Source organism: Mannheimia cairinae (assembly GCF_028649535.1).
Classification (GTDB): Bacteria; Pseudomonadota; Gammaproteobacteria; order Enterobacterales; family Pasteurellaceae; genus Mannheimia; species Mannheimia cairinae.
In genome coordinates, this window is sequence record NZ_JAQSJE010000003.1 from 52,059 (window position 1) to 68,367 (window position 16,309).

Here is a 16,309-nt window from a genome sequence, read left to right on the forward strand (position 1 = left end):
AGGACGAAAAGTTTAATGTACAATGTCGTCAGACTAAGAATAACTTATGAAGTTCATTCTATTTTATATAACATCAAGCCAGTAAGCAAATGGCTAATTAGGATTTATTATTTAATGACTCAACAAAAAATTTTAAAAGCAGAAATTACAGCAGACTTACTCGGGGCTCGTTTAGATCAAGCCCTGGCACAACTTTTTCCAGACTATTCACGCTCTCGCATTAAAGTATGGATTGAAAATAATTTAGTGAAAGTAAATGGGAATATTGTTAATAAAGCAAGAGAGAAGGTCTTTGGTGGGGAAGAAGTTGAGATTGCTGCAGAAATTGAAGAAGAAGTTCGTTTTGAACCACAGGATATTCCTTTAAATATTGTTTATGAAGATGATGATATTATTGTTATTAATAAACCAAAAGATTTAGTCGTGCATCCGGGGGCAGGTAATCCTGACGGAACGGTATTAAATGCCTTGTTGCATTACTATCCATCTATTGCTGAAGTGCCTCGAGCAGGGATTGTTCATCGTTTAGATAAAGATACAACCGGACTAATGGTTATTGCAAAAAATATTCCTGCTCAAACTCACTTAGTGACCGCTTTACAAAAACGTCGCATTACTCGGGAATATGAAGCGGTTGCAAGTGGCATTATGACTCAAGGGGGTAAAGTAGATGAGCCAATGGCTCGCCACCCAACTAAGCGTACAGCAATGGCAGTTCATCCTATGGGAAAACCTGCGGTAACGCATTATCGTATTATGGAGCGTTTTCGTAACTACACACGCTTACGTCTGCGTTTAGAAACAGGGAGAACTCATCAAATTCGTGTGCATATGGCCTATATTGCTCATCCGTTATTAGGGGATCAGCTATATGGTGGCAGACCTCGTCCACCCAAAGGGGCTAGCGAGGAGTTTTTAACCGTGTTACGTGGGTTTCAAAGACAAGCACTACACGCAACAATGCTAAGATTAGAACACCCTATTACGGGCGAATTAATGGAGTGGCACGCACCATTACCAGATGATTTTGTTGAGCTTGTTCAGGCACTAAAAGCGGATTATGAATTGTATAAAGACGAGTTGGATTATTAATTGAAATTTGCATTTACTATCTAAACTTGTTATAGTCAAGTTGTTTTCATAACAAAACAGCAAAAAATAAGGAGCTTTTTATGAAAAAATTAGTATTAGCAATTTTAGCAACAGCAACTTTTTTAACCGCTTGTAATACCGTCGATGGTGTAGGTAAAGACATTGAAAAAGCGGGCGATAAAATTCAACAAACCGCACAATAAAACCAAATAGATTATTAAAAACCTCTGAACATAACTTTCAGAGGTTTTTTATTACCATATTAAGCAGATAAGAAATATTAAAATTACAGGAAACTCTAACATTCCTACTTGTTTAACATTCCAACCTAAGCTGGGTACAATAATTGCTCTTGCAAGAGCGACTAAATATGCAAAGAAAATAGGCATTGAAAATAAGGCATAAATAATCGCAAATAAAAGGTGCAATCCGATGCTTATTTCCATATAAATTGGATTACGACGTTCTCGAACCATACTTTTTACATAAAAAGTAGTGGCTATAAAAAATAGTGTAGGGTGTAATAAAATATAAAAATTATATTCTTCTTGCACTAAGTAGAAACTAGCCATTCCTATTACACCAAAGGTTAAAATGCCTGCAATATCATTCCATAAATTTCGTTCATCTTTTTGTTTAGCAAAATAAATTTGAATCAATCCAAGCGGTAGAATAATAAGTAAAAATTGCAAAATAGCCGGTTTGCTATAAATAACAGGCAATGCAAATACAAGGCTTAAAATAAAATAAATTTTTGCCCATTTTTTATTACGTACAGTTGGTTTTTTACTAAATAAAGAGAGGAAAGGATAAGAGAAAAAATAAAGAGCTAACCAAGACAACCCAAAAAATATGTGTAAAGGTATAAACCGACTTGCAATAACACCATAAAAAAAGGGTAAAATCGCCATTGCTAATGCTCCGTGCTGATTAGAAATTACCGGTTTATCATTTAACATTTCTATTCCTTCTTAAGCTGATTTTAAAAACAAAAAGGCGACTAAAATAGTCGCCTTTAAATTGTAAGTAAGATTAGAATAATTTTCTAGAGGCTTCAAATAATTCTTCTTTAAATGGACGACGCATATTGTTAATTGCATCAATAATATCGTGATGAACTAATTGTTCATTTTGGATACCCACACAATGTCCACCAAAGCCTTGAAGTAATAATTCAACTGCATATACACCCATACGTGAAGCTAAAATACGGTCAAAAGCACAAGGCGAACCACCACGTTGAGTATGGCCTAATACTGTGGCACGGGTTTCGTTACCAAATCTCTCTTCAATTTCTCTTGCTAGTTCGTGAACATCTGTCATTAATTCAGTAATAGCGATGATTGAGTGGCGTTTACCTTTATGGAAGCCATCTTCAATGCTTTTCATTAGAGATTCTTTATCTAAACCTTTTTCTGGCACGATAACATACTCACAACCACCTGCTAATGCGGCACTTAATGTTAAATCGCCACAGTGACGACCCATAATTTCCACAATAGAGATACGTTGATGTGAGCTTGAAGTATCACGTAAACGGTCAATCGCATCTAATGCTGTTTCTAATGCAGTTTGATAACCGATAGTGTAGTCTGTACCAACAATATCATTATCAATGGTGCCAGGAATACCAATACAAGGATAACCAAATTCCTCAGTTAATAATTTAGCCCCCATATAAGAGCCGTCTCCACCAATAACAACTAATGCATCAATATTATATTTTTTTAATGTTTCGACACATTGCTTGCGTACTTCAAGTCTTTTGAAATCAGGGAAGCGAGCGGAACCTAAGAATGTACCACCACGGTTGATTGTTTCTGATACAGAACGTCTGTCAAGTGGAATGACTTTATCGTGATAAAGACCATAATAACCGTCTTGAACACCACAAACTTCTAACCCCTCGTTTAAGGCAGTACGTACTACACCACGGATTGCGGCATTCATACCTGGTGCATCACCACCACTGGTTAAAACTGCAATTTTTTTAATTTTTTTACTCATTTAAAAACACCTTGTTGATAAATTAACTTAAATTAGAACTGATGCAAAGATTACAATATTCAGCCTTTTCGTTCTACTAAAAAATACGTATTTTTTGATTTAGTTTTAGCTTTCTTGCAAAATTTCTAAAGCGAAATCTAATGCGTTGAAAAATTGCTCAATATCTTCTTGATTATTGTAATGTGCAAGTGAAATTCTAAGAGTGCCAACTTGAGCTAAATAGCGTAAGTAGGGTTTTGCACAATGTTCACCGTGACGAATTGCGATTTTACTTTGCGTTAAAAAGGCGGCTATATCCGCAGGGTGCTGATTTTTGATCACAAAGCTAATAGTCGGTGTATTTTGTTGTCCAAGAATTTGCAAATTTGGGTAAGCATTTAACCGCTTGCGACAAGATTCTGATAACGCATAAAGGTTATGATTTAGAGCTTTGAAGTCTAAGTTATTAAGCCATTTTAGCACTTCACCAAAACCGATAATGCCTGCAATATTTGGTGTGCCAGCCTCTAAACGATAGGGGAGTTCTGAAACAGTTAAGCTATTTTCGGTAATAGTTTTCAGCATTTTTCCACCGAATACAAGCGGTTGAATTTCTTCTAAACTTTGCAATTTACCAGTGAGTACACCCACACCATTTGGGCCGTACATTTTATGAGCCGAAAAAGCATAGAAATCGGCATCTAACTTTTGCACATTGACCTGTTCACAACAAACAGCTTGAGCAATATCCAGCAAAATTTTAGCGTTAGAATATTGGCGGATTATAGGAATTAATTGCTCGGCATCTTGGCGAACCCCCGTCACATTGGAAACTAAATTAAATGCGACAACTTTGGTTTTTTCGGATAATGCTTTTTTTAATGTATCGACATTAATCTGATAATTATCATCAAGAGGCAAAACAATTAATTTTGCTTGTTTGCGTTTTGCAAGTTGTTGCCAAGGAATGAAATTAGCGTGATGTTCGGCGACAGAAATAATAATTTCATCTTCTGCTGAAATTTGATGCTCTAAGCCATAAGCAACAAGATTAATACTTTGCGTTGTTCCATTTGTCCAAATGACAGCTTCACGAGCTTCTACATTAAACCGTTTTGCTACTAATTCACGAGCTTGCTCATATTGTTCTGTTTGTGGTAAATCATATTGACTACGATGAACAGAACCCGCAGAGGCATAAAATTCACTCGTTGCTTGAATTAATGTGTTTGGCTTTAGCGTTGTTGCGGCTGAATCTAAATACGTCCAACTCTCTGATTTTTTAAAAAAGGGAAAATGACTACGAAATTCAGTATTAAGCATAATTATTTCCTATTTTGCTGTGCTTTGCGATAAGTTTGTTACACGGAATACCATCATTATTACCATCTAATTCTTTCCAACCACATTGGCGAAAATAACGTAATGCAAGTTCATAGCTACCAATTTGTTGGCAGCTTAGTTTTCTTTGGCAATTAATATGTCGAGATGAGTTCGCAAAACTTTCACGATTTTTAACCGCTTGTGTAGAAGACACTCCATTATGTTTTCGCCATTCTGAAGGTGGTATGGGAGAATTGTCTCGCCACAAACCGATTCTTGCTTGTTGAGCGTGTTTTTGGGCCTGTTCATAGTGTTTAGCGGTTCTTGTATAAGCCCAAGCCATACCTTGTTGCACTAATTTTAAATTAATATTTTCGCCTTTGTCGTTATACACCTCAGCAAGTAATCGCTGGTAACGATCGTAACCTGTACTTTTGAGCATAACATTTTGTTTAAAAACCTGGTTTGCTAAAGCTTGTTTTGCTCTGTTCCCATAAGGTTGTGAGGATTCCGGTGCATCGATGTGAAGTAATCGGACTTTAATTTGTTTGCGATCGAATAAGCAAGTAAGCGTATCGCCATCACTAATACTTACGACTTTGCATTGGATTTGTCGCTCAGAGGCAACACTATTTAGACAAAAAAGAAAAGTAATAATAAGAGAATAAATATACTTCATAAATAAAAAAATATAGGGCATTGATACCCTATATTTTATCAGATTTTATAATGTTTCGCCTTTTTTAAGACGATTAAAGAAATCTTTAGTTTCGCCAATAATCACTTTGCGTAATGCAATAAGAGCAATTAAATTTGGGAATGCCATTAAACCATTTACAATATCTGCTATCGTCCAGATAGTTTCAAGGGTTAAAAATGGAGCAGAGGCAATTAATGCAATAAAGACGAAACGATAAAGTTTGAGATATTGTGTTCGCCCTTTAGTTAAATAGACAAAGCAACGTTCGCCATAATAGCACCAACCTAAAATGGTTGTGAATGCAAAAAAGACTAAACCAACAGTAACGATAATGGCCCCAAACGAGCTGTCTAACCCTTGAGTAAATGCGGTGGTGGTTAATGCGGCACCTTTAATATCGCCAGTCCAAGCTCCTGAAATAACAATTACCAAGCCTGTCATTGTGCATACAATGATGGTATCTAAAAATGTGCCTGTCATTGAAATTAAGCCTTGGCGTACCGGCTCTTTTGTTTGTGCAGCAGCTGCTGCAATAGGAGCAGAACCAAGACCTGATTCGTTAGAAAAAATACCACGAGCCACACCTAATTGAATTGCTTGCATTACCGTAAAACCAAAGGCTCCACCTAATGCGGCTTCAGGATTAAATGCAGCATGAATAATTGTTGCTATTGCAGAAGGAACTTTATCTGCATTCATTAAAATAACCGATAGCGAGGCGACCACATAAGCAATAGCCATAAAAGGTACAATAATCGCAGCAATTTTCGAAATACGTTTTACACCGCCTAAAATAATAGATGTCACCACTAAAGTTAAGATAATTGCACTAAAAATAATTGGAATATCAAAGGTTTTTTCCAGTGCCGTCGTAATTCCATTTACTTGAGGAAATGTTCCAATACCAAGTAAGGCAACTAAAATACCAAAAAACGCAAAGGCTTTAGCCAACCAACGCCACTTTTTACCCATACCCATTTCGATATAATACATCGGGCCACCCGCAACAAAACCTGACTTATCTTTGGTTCGATATTTAATAGCCAGTAAGCCTTCAGCATATTTTGTCGCCATTCCGAATAGAGCAATTAACCACATCCAAAATAATGCACCAGGCCCACCTGAATGGATTGCGGTTGCAACACCGACAATATTTCCCGTACCAATAGTGGCAGCAAGAGCAGTTGAAAGAGCAGCAAATGCAGAAATATCGCCAGATTGGTTGTTACCTTTTTCGGGCTTAAACATATAAACGAAAGCACGTCCAAGCTGGGTAATTTGGATACCTTTTAATGAAAGTGTTAAATAAAGACCTACACCAGAGAGCAAAATAAGTAGTGGCGCTCCCCAAATAAAACTATTGATTTGATTAAGAATAGTGTCAAATGACATTTGAAAATTCCTCGTAAAAACTGCTTACAAGGAAAGAAAAGCAAATGATGGCAAACAAGCGATTAAAAAACGATAATTTTTTGCAAAACAAAAAACTCGCTTGATGTTAAATAGATTTTACTTTTCTCCCCTGTCCTTTTGCCTGAGCGTTTCACGCATATAAATATAAGTAATGCATTTTCGCCTTCGGCGTCCATTTTCTATTTACATAGAGTGGATCTCTCCAAGGGTTCGTCCAGTAACAGTCCTCGCAACTAAAAGTTGCACCTGAAAGAGTTTACCTCGTCGGTGAAATGTTAATTCATTTCTCTCCAGCTACCTTCATCCGAACAATCTGATTTATTTTAAATAATAAAATAAAAAAGAGTTGCTCAATTCTAGCAACTCTTTTTTTATCGTCAAGTTTAATTTTCGTGATGTTTTTGATCTTTTGGTACTTCTTCTAAATCGCTAAATAATACAGCATATTTTCGGGTATTTTTATTAGACTCTAGTGCAACTTTGCACGCCATTGTTAAAGGAACAGATAGCAACATTCCAACAGTGCCTAGCAACCAGCCCCAAAATAAGAGTGAGAGGAAAACAACTAAAGTAGAAAGCCCAAGTTTTTTACCCATTAATCTAGGCTCAAGAGCATTACCAATAGCCATATTAATTGCAATAATCCCTAGCAGTACACCTAATCCTACGGAAAAACCATTTAATATTAAAGCTTGAATAACAATCGGAATACCTGCCAAAATAGAACCGATATTTGGCACATAATTCAGTAAGAAACTTAAAATAGCCCATAAAATAGCATATTGAACACCGAGACATTCTAGTAATATCCAGACCAATAAACCGGTTATTAAACTCACAAAAGTTTTGACACCTAGATATCCAATAACACCATCTAATACTTGGTTAATATATTCTTTCTCATTGCGTAAGTCGTCATCGGCACTAAGCACTAATGCGAGTTTATATTTAGCAACGGGCATTTCAAATAACATAAAAATAACAATCAGGAATATCACAAAAATATTTGATAATGCACCAGAAAGCCCTTTTAGTAATTGGCTCACTAAATTCATTATTGAGCTTGGATCAAGCTTGCTCATTATTTCTTCTTGCGTTACGGTAATCGGTAGATTCCATTGATTAGCGATTGTCATTAACGATTGAATTCGAGCTGAAAGTTGTACTTTATATTGAGGAATAGAAGTTGTAAATTCTTGTAAGGTGCTATTAATTACGCCAGCAAGAAAAGAAAAACCTAGCATAAAGACGATAAAGAGTATCGCAATAGCCAAAGAGAGTGGTACTTTGCGTTTTATCATAAATTTAATCATTGGAGAGCAGATAATCGCAATGAAAAGAGAAAGTAAAAACGGTACCACAATTTCATTGGAAAGCTTAATGCCAGCTAGGATGATGATTATAGCGGCTATACTAACTAAAGTGCGACTGTATGATGTCATAAATATCCTTATGCAAGCGGTCAAAAAATAATAATTTTTGCAATTTATTGATTTTCAAACCAACTTTCTAAAATTAAACAAGCAGAAATAGAATCTACTTTATCTTTTTTTAATGCTTTATAGCCACCACGGGAAAAAATTTCTGCTTTTGCTTCAACGGTTGTTAAACGTTCATCTTGTAATTCAACAGGTAAATTAAAGCGGCCATTTAAGCGGTTAGCAAATTTTTTAGCACGTAGAGTAAGAGGTTGTTCTGTACCGTCCATCTTGAGAGGCAAACCTACTACTAACAGATCGGGTTTCCACTCTTGTAAAACCTTACCTATTTCTTCCCAGTTTGGAATACCGTCTTGAGCTTTAAATGCGGGCAAACCTTGTGCTGTACCTGTAATACTTTGCCCAACTGCGCAGCCAATGCTATAAGTACCAAAATCGAAAGCAATAATAGTTTGTGCCATTATGCCCTCCCTGCTTTTGCTAATACACCTAAAACACCCATCATTTCATAAGCTTCTGACCAGCGTTCTAAATAGCTCGTCTCAAATAATGTTTTTTCATTACTATCAGAAATAACCCAATAATTTAATGCAATTTCTTGTTCTAATTGGTTCGTTCGCCAAGTCGAGCAACCTAAGCAAACAATAAATTTTTCTGGTGAATCAGGGGTACCGAAAGAGTCTAACACATCGCCAGAAGTTGTTAATGCGATTTCATTAGTGATCGGATAAGTATGCACAAAATCTTTTTCTGTTCTGGTGTGGATAATAAAGCCTCTATCTTGATTCACCGGGCCACCACTTAGTACCATTTGATCTTTTTTATAGTTTCGTTGATTTGCCATTTGGAAATCCATTCGAGTAAGCAATTCTAATACAGAAAGATCGGTAGGAGTGTTGATCACAACCCCCATTGCTCCTTGTTGATTATGTTCACAAATATAGATAACGGTACGATCAAAATACTCATCATCCATTTCAGGTGTTGCAATTAAAAACTTACCTTGTAAATTCTCTAACATTAAATATCTCCAAAACAGACTTGCAGTGCGGTAATGGCTGCCAGTGAGGCGGTTTCAGTACGTAAAACACGTTTGCCGAGTAACACTTCGGTAAAACCTTGAGTCTCTGTCATTGCAATTTCTTCAGCGGATAAGCCACCTTCTGAGCCAATCAATAAACGTACTCCCGCCTCTGGCACATTAGGAAGTTCACGAATAGTATATTTCGCACGAGGATGAAGGTTAAGTTTTAACATTTCATCTTGCTCTTTACACCAATCGGTTAATTTCATAATCGGACGAATTTCTGGAATTTCATTGCGTCCGCATTGCTCACAAGCAGCAATAGCGATTTTTTGCCATTGTTGTAATTTTTTATCTTGGCGTTCATCATTGAGTTTTACACCACAACGCTCAGACCAAAGTGGTGTAATAGTTTTAACCCCAAGCTCGACCGATTTTTGAATGGTAAATTCCATTCTATCGCCACGAGAAATTACTTGTCCTAAATGAATATTTAGGTTGGATTCACGGTCATCTAATTCAATCGAGTCAATTTTTGCAATAATTTGTTTTTTTTCAACCGCTTGTAAAGTTGCATTAAAAATATGATTTGAGCCATCAAATAAAATAATTTGCTCGCCTGCTTTCATTCGCAATACACGCCCAACGTGATTAGTAGCGTCTTCACTTAAAATACAACTTTGTTGATTTGCCAATGGGGCAGGATGATAAATTCTTGGAATTCTCATAATGTTTAGTGATTAATAAATTATTAGTCTAATTTAGCATTAAAATAAGGTTATCGATATAATTTATTGATATAAGGTCAAAAAGAAAAATAACAAGCGGTTAAATTCCACCAAAACTTTGCAATGTATTGAAGAAATTTAACCGCTTGTAAAAGCATTTAAAATATCAATTATTTAAATTGATGAATTGCATTTGCAATTTCATTATCGTTATAAATTGCTTTCACAACATCAGAATATGCTTGATCTAATACTTTTTTGATTTCATTGTTATCTGCACCAAATGCACCTTCATAGCCACGAGTTGCATTAAAGTTTTTGCTAAAGTTGCCTCTTGCACCTTGAACAGTCACTTCTACACCAACCTGAGCATTGGCTTTATAACGCAAGTTACCTTGTTCAACAGTAGCAAAGAATTGGCGGATATTTACGGTAACATTGGCATTAGCTGCACCTTGCACAATTTGGAAACCTTTTGCATTTAAATCTTGTTGCATTGCTTGTTGGAACATAGCCGCAACTTCTGGGACTGCGGTTAAACGAATAATTTCACCACTTTTTGTATAACTACCCACTTCACGAGAAGTACGTAGATCTTGAGTCATTACATTAACTGCAGCTGTTTGGTTATTCGTGTTAAATACCGCAGTTGGTGTTGGGGTTGAGAATGTCAGTACATTTGATTGACTCTGGCAGCCTGCTAATAAAGCAGCTGCAAACGTGCTAGCTAAAACTAAAGTTTTTTTAGATAGTTTCATAGTAAATCCTTCTATATTAAAGAAATTGTGTGAGAAATATATTTGCTAGTATAGTATCATTCTATTTTAATTTTCAATTAAAGAGAGCAAAAAATGTCAGTAGAGCAGACAATTATTGAGAAAATCAATGCTGAATTTTCACCATTAGTACTAAATATTGAAAACGAAAGCTATATGCATAGCTCTGGTAGAGGTTCAGAGTCGCATTTTAAATTAACGTTAGTATCAAAAAAATTTGAAGGGCAGCGAACGGTTGCTCGCCACAGAGCAGTCTATACTTGTCTAGCCGATGAATTAGCAAATGGTGTGCACGCACTAGCTTTACATTTATATACAGAAAGCGAATGGGAAGAAATAAGCGGAACTGTACCAAAATCGCCAAATTGTTTAGGTGTTGGGCAGTAATTGGCTAAAAATTGATTTAATTTATTTTGTAAATAAAATGCTTGAAATAGCCTAGTAAAATTGGTATATTTTTCCAATCTTTTGTTTGTTTCGGTTTCGGTGAGATGTCCGAGTGGTTGAAGGAGCACGCCTGGAAAGCGTGTATATGCGAAAGTGTATCGGGGGTTCGAATCCCCCTCTCACCGCCATTCATACTAAAAGATTCCTTACTGTTTTCATAGATATTTCCTTGGTTAAGTAAAAGTAGATAATACTTTTTATTTTAGGTTATCCCCGAGTATTTATTGCTCGGGGATTTTTTTATCTTTGAAACATTCTCTAAAATAAAAAAGAGATTCTATAGAATCTCTTTTTTATTTTTATGCTTTAACGTATTTTATCAAGTTTGTAATTGTTGTCGCTTTTTACTGTATTGCCGTTTGAATCGCAAATTTCGACATATTGCTCGGTAACTAAAAATGCAAGATTACCCGATGCTTTTTCTAAACGGAGTACATTCTTTTTGTTTGGCTCCCAGCTGTAGGTGCCTTTATCACGATAGGCATATTCTTTTTTATCTTTGAAATAAACAGTGTCATATTGGTAAGTTTTGTCCGCATTTAAAGTAAGTTGTGCTTGAATTTTTTCACAGTCAGCACAAGGTAACTCGCCAGCATAAGTGCCTGTTACATTTTGTTGTGGTAGTAATGAACAAGCTCCTAACATCGCAGTAGTTAATCCAATTAATGCGATTTTTTTCATACCATTTTCCTCTTTGTAATAAATAATTAAGTTATTTAAAGCTCGGATTTACCTTAAATTCAAGACGAATTACTTCAGGTAAATCAGCTTGTATTTGTTCTAATAATCTAGCTTGTTGTAAAATTAAGCCTTGGCGAACCGTTGCACTTTGAACATTAATAATAAGCTGATTATCAACTAAATTTGCGACTCGGTAAAGCCCACGAAACGATTCAGGCAATATTTTCTGAACTTTTTGATTTAAGTCATTAATGACATTTGCTTTTTCGACAATTCTTGTCAGAGTTGAGTTCTGTAAAATATCATTAATATTTTTAGGTGCGGAATTTTTCATCTATTTATCATCTTTATACTTGATTTTAGGTGACTTGCCCCAATAATTTTCTCATTCTACTCGAATTTAGCGTATAATAACGTAAATTTATATTTAATATTATCTTGATGAATTTATTTTTTAAACATTTTCATAAAACACCATTTTGGTCGCAACTGCTTTTGGGTATGGTTGCGATGCTTGCCTTGCCTGAAATTCAGGCGATAAATCCCAATGAAAATGAACAAGAAAGCGTTATTAATCAATCCTTAGTTCAATATGCACAAACTGCTATTGATGTAGAGCAACAGGCTCTTTTTATTGTTGCATTAAACGATACCCCCATCAAAGGTAAATCTCAAGCGGTGAGTTTTTGCGAATTCTTTGCAAATTATTACCGCTTAGATAACTGTAACCTCAATCCAATCCGAGCGGGCCCTATTGCCTAAATATAAATTTACTATTTTAAACGAAACTTTTTTACATATTTATATTTAGGAATAACACAATGATTTCAAAACTACTTACTTCAATTTTTGGCTCAAGCAACGATCGTATTTTAAAGCGTTTAAAAAAACGTGTTGTACAAATCAATAAACTAGAACCAACGTTTGAGCAATTATCAGACGAAGAACTACAAGCGAAAACAGCAGAATTTAAACAGCGTTTAGCAGAAGGTGCAAGCTTAGATAGCTTGTTACCAGAAGCTTTTGCAACTGTGCGTGAAGCAAGCCGTCGTGTATTAGGAATGCGTCCATTCGATGTGCAATTAATTGGCGGTATGGTGCTAACAGGCCGTAATATTGCAGAAATGCGTACGGGGGAAGGTAAAACATTAACCGCAACCTTGTCTTGCTATTTAAATGCTCTAACAGGGAAAGGTGTTCACGTGGTAACCGTAAATGATTACCTTGCACGCCGAGATGCTGAAACAAACCGTCCATTATTTGAATTTTTAGGCTTAACTGTTGGGGTAAATGTCCCAGGTTTACCTTCTGATGTTAAACGTGCCGCATACCAAGCAGATATTACTTATTCAACCAACAGCGAATTAGGTTTTGACTATCTGCGTGATAATTTAGCCCACGATAAAAATGAGCGTTTTCAGCGTGAATTGCACTATGCGTTAGTGGATGAAGTAGATTCTATCTTAATTGATGAAGCCCGTACTCCATTAATTATTTCGGGACCTGCGGAAGATGCAACCCAAATTTATCAGGCGGTCGATCAAATTATTCCTCATCTAATTGCTCAAGATAAAGAAGATACGGAAGAATACACCGGCGAAGGCGATTTCACTTTAGATCTAAAAAACAAACAGGCACACTTAACTGAGCGTGGAATGGTTAAAGTGGAAGAATTCTTAACTCAAATGGGGTTAATGGAAGAAGGGGAAAGTTTATATCATCCGGCTCGAATTTCATTATTACACCACGTAAGTGCAGCATTACGTGCTCATAAATTATTTGAGCGTAATGTAGATTATATGGTAAAAGATGGCGAAGTGGTTATCATTGATGAACATACTGGTCGTACAATGGCGGGTCGTCGTTGGTCTGATGGTTTACACCAAGCGATTGAAGCAAAAGAACGTGTTAATATTCAAGGCGAAAACCAAACTGTTGCCTCCATTACTTACCAAAACTATTTCCGCCTATACGAAAAATTAGCAGGGATGACAGGTACAGCAGATACAGAAGCTTTTGAATTCCAACAAATTTATGGGCTAAATACCGTAGTTGTGCCAACTAACAAACCGGTTATTCGTGATGATCGCACTGACTTAATGTTTAAGAGCGAGGCAGAAAAATTTGCGGCCATTATTGATGAAATCAAAGATTGTATTGAGCGTAAACAACCTGTTTTAGTGGGGACGGCATCGGTTGAAAAATCTGAGTTATTATCAGATGCTTTAACCAAAGCGGGCATTAAACACAATGTATTAAATGCAAAATTCCACGCGCAAGAAGCTGAAATTGTAGCAGAAGCAGGGGCTCCAGGTGCAGTCACCATTGCAACTAATATGGCTGGTCGTGGTACCGATATTGTACTTGGCGGTAACTGGAAAATGGAAATTGCCAAGCTAGAAAATCCGACTCAAGAACAAATTGATGAAATTAAAGCAGCGTGGCAAGAACGTTATGAAACAGTAATGAAAGCTGGCGGTTTACATATTATCGGTACGGAACGCCACGAATCTCGCCGTATTGATAACCAGCTACGTGGTCGTTCAGGTCGTCAAGGAGACCCAGGTTCATCACGTTTCTACTTATCTTTAGATGATGCACTAATGCGAATTTACCTAAACGAAGGTAAATTGAATATGATGCGTAAAGCCTTTAGTGAAGAAGGCGAGGCGATGGAATCAAAACTTTTAACAAAAGTGATTGCATCCGCACAAGCAAAAGTTGAAGCTCATAACTTTGACGGCCGTAAAAACCTCTTACAATATGATGATGTGGCAAATGAACAACGTAAAGTTATTTATGAGCAACGCAATCATTTATTAGAAACTAATGATATTTCAGCGATGATCGAAACTATTCGTCAAGACGTTTTCGACAGCACAATCAGCCAGTATATTCCACCACAATCGATTGAAGAAATGTGGGATGTACCAGGTTTGGAAGAACGCCTACAACGTGAATTTGGCTTAGAGTTACCAATTTCTCAATGGTTAGAAACGGAAAAAGATCTGCACGAAGAGACTTTACGTGAACGTATCTTAAATATTGCAGTAAATGAATATAAAGCAAAAGAAGAAAAAGTTGGCAGTGAAGTGCTTCGTAATTTTGAAAAGGGAGTAATGTTACAAAACCTTGATGAATTATGGAAAGAGCATTTATCTGCAATGGACTATTTACGTAAAGGTATTCACTTACGTGGTTATGCACAAAAAGATCCGAAACAAGAGTACAAAAAAGAATCTTTTGCAATGTTTACCAATATGCTAAATACCTTAAAATCGAATGTCATCAGTATTTTAAGCCGTATTCAAGTACGTAGCCAAGAAGAAGTAGAGGCTGCACAACGTGCTCAAGCTGAGATGGAAGCTGCACAAGCGCAAAGTACTGATACTAAGTCAGAAGATCGAGAATTAAGTGATGAAGAACTCGCAAACTTAAATATCGGTAGAAATGAACCTTGTCCGTGCGGTTCTGGCAAAAAATATAAACATTGCCACGGTAACAAAGCGAAATACGCATAATGAAACAAGCGGTGATATTTAGTGAAAAATTTGCAACTAATTTATGAAAACATCCCTCTAAATATTACCGCTTTTAATTTATAAAAGAGTAAAGAATTATGTCAAAACCTATTGTTCAAGTCTCTGCTGGCATCATCCGTAATGAATTTGGGCAAATTTATTTAACCCAACGCTTAGAAGGTCAAGATTTCGCTCAATCCTTAGAGTTCCCCGGTGGAAAAGTTGATGCAAACGAAACACCAGAAGAAGCATTGAAACGTGAACTCGAAGAAGAAATTGGTATTCAGATATTAAGTGCTTTTCCCTACGAACATTTTAGCTTCGAATACCCAACCAAGATTATTGAGTTTTTCTTCTATCTGGTAGAAGAATGGATTAATGAACCTTTTGGAAGAGAAGGACAAGAAGGCTTCTGGATTGCCCAATCTGATTTAGATGAAGGGGCATTTCCTCCGGCAAATGCAGAGCTAATAAAACGTTTAAAGGCGGAAGTGTAATTATTTCAATCTTATAAAGGTACTCATTTTATGGGTACCTTAATTTTTTAAGTAAAGTAAGTCGGACAATTTTAGCCGACATTCTATGAATAGAAAGTTTTTGTGTTAGCTAAAAACGGTTAATTTTTCTCAAACTTTTGCAAGTTTTGAAAGTAAATTGACCACTTGTTTGGGTACGAGCGAGGACGCTCGCACCATCGGGGGAGCTCATTTTGTGGGTACCTTATTTCTTAGGATAAAATTTCATCATCAAGCGGTTAAATTTGCAAAATTTTTGACAAATTTAACCGCTTGCACTTGAAAGTCTAGAATCTGGCTCTATATTGTTATGCGTTACGCTTTTTGCGTGGAACTCTTATTTATTACATTTAAAAAAGGAACATAATATGGCTCTTCGTCCATTGCACGATAAAGTAATTTTAAAACGTGAAGAAATTGAAACAAAATCTGCTGGCGGTATTGTTTTAACAGGCTCAGCGGCAACTAAATCAACTCGTGGTAAAGTTATCGCAGTTGGTACTGGTCGTATTTTAGAAAACGGCTCAGTTCAGCCTTTAGCCGTTAAGGTTGGCGATGTTGTGATCTTTAATGAAGGTTACGGCGTAAAAACTGAAAAAATTGATGGCGAAGAAGTATTAATTCTTGCTGAACACGATATTTTAGCGATTGTAGAATAATTAAA

The 16,309-nt window shown here is 36.3% G+C and carries 19 protein-coding genes, 1 tRNA gene and 1 riboswitch; of the genes, 8 read left to right on the forward strand and 12 right to left on the reverse strand.

The window, feature by feature from the left end; translation table 11 throughout:
- The first annotated feature begins 114 nt into the window (after window positions 1-114).
- A complete protein-coding gene (gene rluD, locus PTQ27_RS03915; protein ID WP_273747989.1) occupies window positions 115-1,092 on the forward strand; it encodes a 23S rRNA pseudouridine(1911/1915/1917) synthase RluD in 978 nt (325 codons plus the stop codon).
- An 80-nt stretch (window positions 1,093-1,172) separates the two neighbouring features.
- Complete coding sequence (locus PTQ27_RS03920) at window positions 1,173-1,295, forward strand: entericidin A/B family lipoprotein (RefSeq protein WP_273747988.1); 123 nt, start codon at window positions 1,173-1,175, stop codon at window positions 1,293-1,295.
- 51 nt (window positions 1,296-1,346) lie between these two features.
- Here PTQ27_RS03920 and PTQ27_RS03925 read toward each other — a convergent pair whose 3' ends face one another.
- The 10 genes from PTQ27_RS03925 to PTQ27_RS03970 form a co-directional block, all read right to left on the reverse strand.
- Entirely contained in the window at window positions 1,347-2,051 is a 705-nt protein-coding gene (locus PTQ27_RS03925; protein WP_273747987.1) for a YwiC-like family protein, read from the reverse strand.
- A 73-nt stretch (window positions 2,052-2,124) separates the two neighbouring features.
- A complete protein-coding gene (pfkA, locus tag PTQ27_RS03930; RefSeq protein ID WP_273747986.1) occupies window positions 2,125-3,099 on the reverse strand; it encodes a 6-phosphofructokinase in 975 nt (324 codons plus the stop codon).
- A 105-nt stretch (window positions 3,100-3,204) separates the two neighbouring features.
- Entirely contained in the window at window positions 3,205-4,401 is a 1,197-nt protein-coding gene (locus tag PTQ27_RS03935; protein ID WP_273747985.1) for an aminotransferase class V-fold PLP-dependent enzyme, read from the reverse strand.
- Window positions 4,394-5,080: a thermonuclease family protein gene (locus tag PTQ27_RS03940; protein WP_273747984.1), complete on the reverse strand. Its 687-nt coding sequence runs from the start codon at window positions 5,078-5,080 to the stop codon at window positions 4,394-4,396. Before PTQ27_RS03940 ends, PTQ27_RS03935 begins: the two co-directional genes overlap by 8 nt.
- Window positions 5,081-5,125: 45 nt before the next feature.
- Complete coding sequence (locus PTQ27_RS03945) at window positions 5,126-6,493, reverse strand: alanine/glycine:cation symporter family protein (RefSeq protein ID WP_273747983.1); 1,368 nt, start codon at window positions 6,491-6,493, stop codon at window positions 5,126-5,128.
- A 120-nt stretch (window positions 6,494-6,613) separates the two neighbouring features.
- Window positions 6,614-6,730: riboswitch (glycine riboswitch) on the reverse strand.
- 167 nt (window positions 6,731-6,897) lie between these two features.
- Window positions 6,898-7,956, reverse strand: a complete 1,059-nt coding sequence (locus PTQ27_RS03950; RefSeq protein ID WP_273747982.1) for an AI-2E family transporter — start codon at window positions 7,954-7,956, stop codon at window positions 6,898-6,900.
- Between the two features lie 44 nt (window positions 7,957-8,000).
- Window positions 8,001-8,414 (reverse strand): Holliday junction resolvase RuvX, encoded by a 414-nt coding sequence (gene ruvX, locus PTQ27_RS03955; protein ID WP_273747981.1) that lies wholly within the window; start codon window positions 8,412-8,414, stop codon window positions 8,001-8,003.
- Window positions 8,414-8,974: a YqgE/AlgH family protein gene (locus PTQ27_RS03960; RefSeq protein WP_273747980.1), complete on the reverse strand. Its 561-nt coding sequence runs from the start codon at window positions 8,972-8,974 to the stop codon at window positions 8,414-8,416. The genes ruvX and PTQ27_RS03960 overlap by 1 nt, the downstream gene beginning before the upstream one ends.
- Window positions 8,974-9,705 carry a 16S rRNA (uracil(1498)-N(3))-methyltransferase gene (gene rsmE, locus PTQ27_RS03965; RefSeq protein ID WP_273747979.1) on the reverse strand — a complete coding sequence of 244 codons (732 nt, stop codon included), beginning with the start codon at window positions 9,703-9,705 and terminating at the stop codon, window positions 8,974-8,976. Before rsmE ends, PTQ27_RS03960 begins: the two co-directional genes overlap by 1 nt.
- 170 nt (window positions 9,706-9,875) lie before the next feature.
- Window positions 9,876-10,463 (reverse strand): YajG family lipoprotein, encoded by a 588-nt coding sequence (locus PTQ27_RS03970; RefSeq protein ID WP_273747978.1) that lies wholly within the window; start codon window positions 10,461-10,463, stop codon window positions 9,876-9,878.
- A 93-nt stretch (window positions 10,464-10,556) separates the two neighbouring features.
- On the opposite strand from PTQ27_RS03970, the gene PTQ27_RS03975 reads away from it, so the two are divergent.
- Both PTQ27_RS03975 and PTQ27_RS03980 read left to right on the forward strand, forming a co-directional pair.
- Window positions 10,557-10,868, forward strand: a complete 312-nt coding sequence (locus tag PTQ27_RS03975; protein ID WP_273747977.1) for a BolA family protein — start codon at window positions 10,557-10,559, stop codon at window positions 10,866-10,868.
- Between the two features lie 98 nt (window positions 10,869-10,966).
- Window positions 10,967-11,056 (forward strand) — tRNA-Ser (locus tag PTQ27_RS03980).
- A gap of 178 nt (window positions 11,057-11,234) precedes the next feature.
- On the opposite strand, the gene PTQ27_RS03985 is transcribed toward PTQ27_RS03980, so the two are convergent.
- Window positions 11,235-11,609: a copper resistance protein NlpE gene (locus PTQ27_RS03985; RefSeq protein WP_273747976.1), complete on the reverse strand. Its 375-nt coding sequence runs from the start codon at window positions 11,607-11,609 to the stop codon at window positions 11,235-11,237.
- 31 nt (window positions 11,610-11,640) lie between these two features.
- Window positions 11,641-11,943, reverse strand: coding sequence for a DciA family protein (locus tag PTQ27_RS03990; protein WP_273747975.1), 303 nt, complete (start codon window positions 11,941-11,943; stop codon window positions 11,641-11,643).
- A 107-nt stretch (window positions 11,944-12,050) separates the two neighbouring features.
- Between PTQ27_RS03990 and secM the strand changes: the two genes are divergently transcribed.
- From secM to PTQ27_RS04010, 4 genes are all read left to right on the forward strand, one after another.
- On the forward strand, window positions 12,051-12,371 hold the full coding sequence (gene secM / locus PTQ27_RS03995; protein ID WP_273747974.1) for a secA translation cis-regulator SecM: 321 nt from the start codon (window positions 12,051-12,053) through the stop codon (window positions 12,369-12,371).
- Window positions 12,372-12,430: 59 nt separating this feature from the next.
- On the forward strand, window positions 12,431-15,130 hold the full coding sequence (secA, locus tag PTQ27_RS04000; RefSeq protein WP_273747973.1) for a preprotein translocase subunit SecA: 2,700 nt from the start codon (window positions 12,431-12,433) through the stop codon (window positions 15,128-15,130).
- A gap of 98 nt (window positions 15,131-15,228) precedes the next feature.
- On the forward strand, window positions 15,229-15,627 hold the full coding sequence (gene mutT / locus PTQ27_RS04005; protein WP_273747972.1) for an 8-oxo-dGTP diphosphatase MutT: 399 nt from the start codon (window positions 15,229-15,231) through the stop codon (window positions 15,625-15,627).
- Between the two features lie 386 nt (window positions 15,628-16,013).
- Window positions 16,014-16,304, forward strand: coding sequence for a co-chaperone GroES (locus tag PTQ27_RS04010; protein WP_273747971.1), 291 nt, complete (start codon window positions 16,014-16,016; stop codon window positions 16,302-16,304).
- Window positions 16,305-16,309: the final 5 nt, after the last annotated feature.

What these genes read in the sequence shown, in the direction of transcription:
- mutT (WP_273747972.1), top strand. Translation starts at nt 15,229, where the DNA reads ATGTCAAAACCTATTGTTCAAGTCTCTGCTGGCATCATCCGTAATGAA.
- PTQ27_RS03985 (WP_273747976.1), bottom strand. Translation starts at nt 11,609, where the DNA reads ATGAAAAAAATCGCATTAATTGGATTAACTACTGCGATGTTAGGAGCT.
- secA (WP_273747973.1), top strand. Translation starts at nt 12,431, where the DNA reads ATGATTTCAAAACTACTTACTTCAATTTTTGGCTCAAGCAACGATCGT.
- PTQ27_RS03945 (WP_273747983.1), bottom strand. Translation starts at nt 6,493, where the DNA reads ATGTCATTTGACACTATTCTTAATCAAATCAATAGTTTTATTTGGGGA.
- PTQ27_RS04010 (WP_273747971.1), top strand. Translation starts at nt 16,014, where the DNA reads ATGGCTCTTCGTCCATTGCACGATAAAGTAATTTTAAAACGTGAAGAA.
- PTQ27_RS03935 (WP_273747985.1), bottom strand. Translation starts at nt 4,401, where the DNA reads ATGCTTAATACTGAATTTCGTAGTCATTTTCCCTTTTTTAAAAAATCA.
- PTQ27_RS03925 (WP_273747987.1), bottom strand. Translation starts at nt 2,051, where the DNA reads ATGTTAAATGATAAACCGGTAATTTCTAATCAGCACGGAGCATTAGCA.
- secM (WP_273747974.1), top strand. Translation starts at nt 12,051, where the DNA reads ATGAATTTATTTTTTAAACATTTTCATAAAACACCATTTTGGTCGCAA.
- pfkA (WP_273747986.1), bottom strand. Translation starts at nt 3,099, where the DNA reads ATGAGTAAAAAAATTAAAAAAATTGCAGTTTTAACCAGTGGTGGTGAT.
- ruvX (WP_273747981.1), bottom strand. Translation starts at nt 8,414, where the DNA reads ATGGCACAAACTATTATTGCTTTCGATTTTGGTACTTATAGCATTGGC.
- PTQ27_RS03975 (WP_273747977.1), top strand. Translation starts at nt 10,557, where the DNA reads ATGTCAGTAGAGCAGACAATTATTGAGAAAATCAATGCTGAATTTTCA.
- PTQ27_RS03990 (WP_273747975.1), bottom strand. Translation starts at nt 11,943, where the DNA reads ATGAAAAATTCCGCACCTAAAAATATTAATGATATTTTACAGAACTCA.
- PTQ27_RS03920 (WP_273747988.1), top strand. Translation starts at nt 1,173, where the DNA reads ATGAAAAAATTAGTATTAGCAATTTTAGCAACAGCAACTTTTTTAACC.
- PTQ27_RS03940 (WP_273747984.1), bottom strand. Translation starts at nt 5,080, where the DNA reads ATGAAGTATATTTATTCTCTTATTATTACTTTTCTTTTTTGTCTAAAT.
- PTQ27_RS03970 (WP_273747978.1), bottom strand. Translation starts at nt 10,463, where the DNA reads ATGAAACTATCTAAAAAAACTTTAGTTTTAGCTAGCACGTTTGCAGCT.
- PTQ27_RS03950 (WP_273747982.1), bottom strand. Translation starts at nt 7,956, where the DNA reads ATGACATCATACAGTCGCACTTTAGTTAGTATAGCCGCTATAATCATC.
- PTQ27_RS03960 (WP_273747980.1), bottom strand. Translation starts at nt 8,974, where the DNA reads ATGTTAGAGAATTTACAAGGTAAGTTTTTAATTGCAACACCTGAAATG.
- rluD (WP_273747989.1), top strand. Translation starts at nt 115, where the DNA reads ATGACTCAACAAAAAATTTTAAAAGCAGAAATTACAGCAGACTTACTC.
- rsmE (WP_273747979.1), bottom strand. Translation starts at nt 9,705, where the DNA reads ATGAGAATTCCAAGAATTTATCATCCTGCCCCATTGGCAAATCAACAA.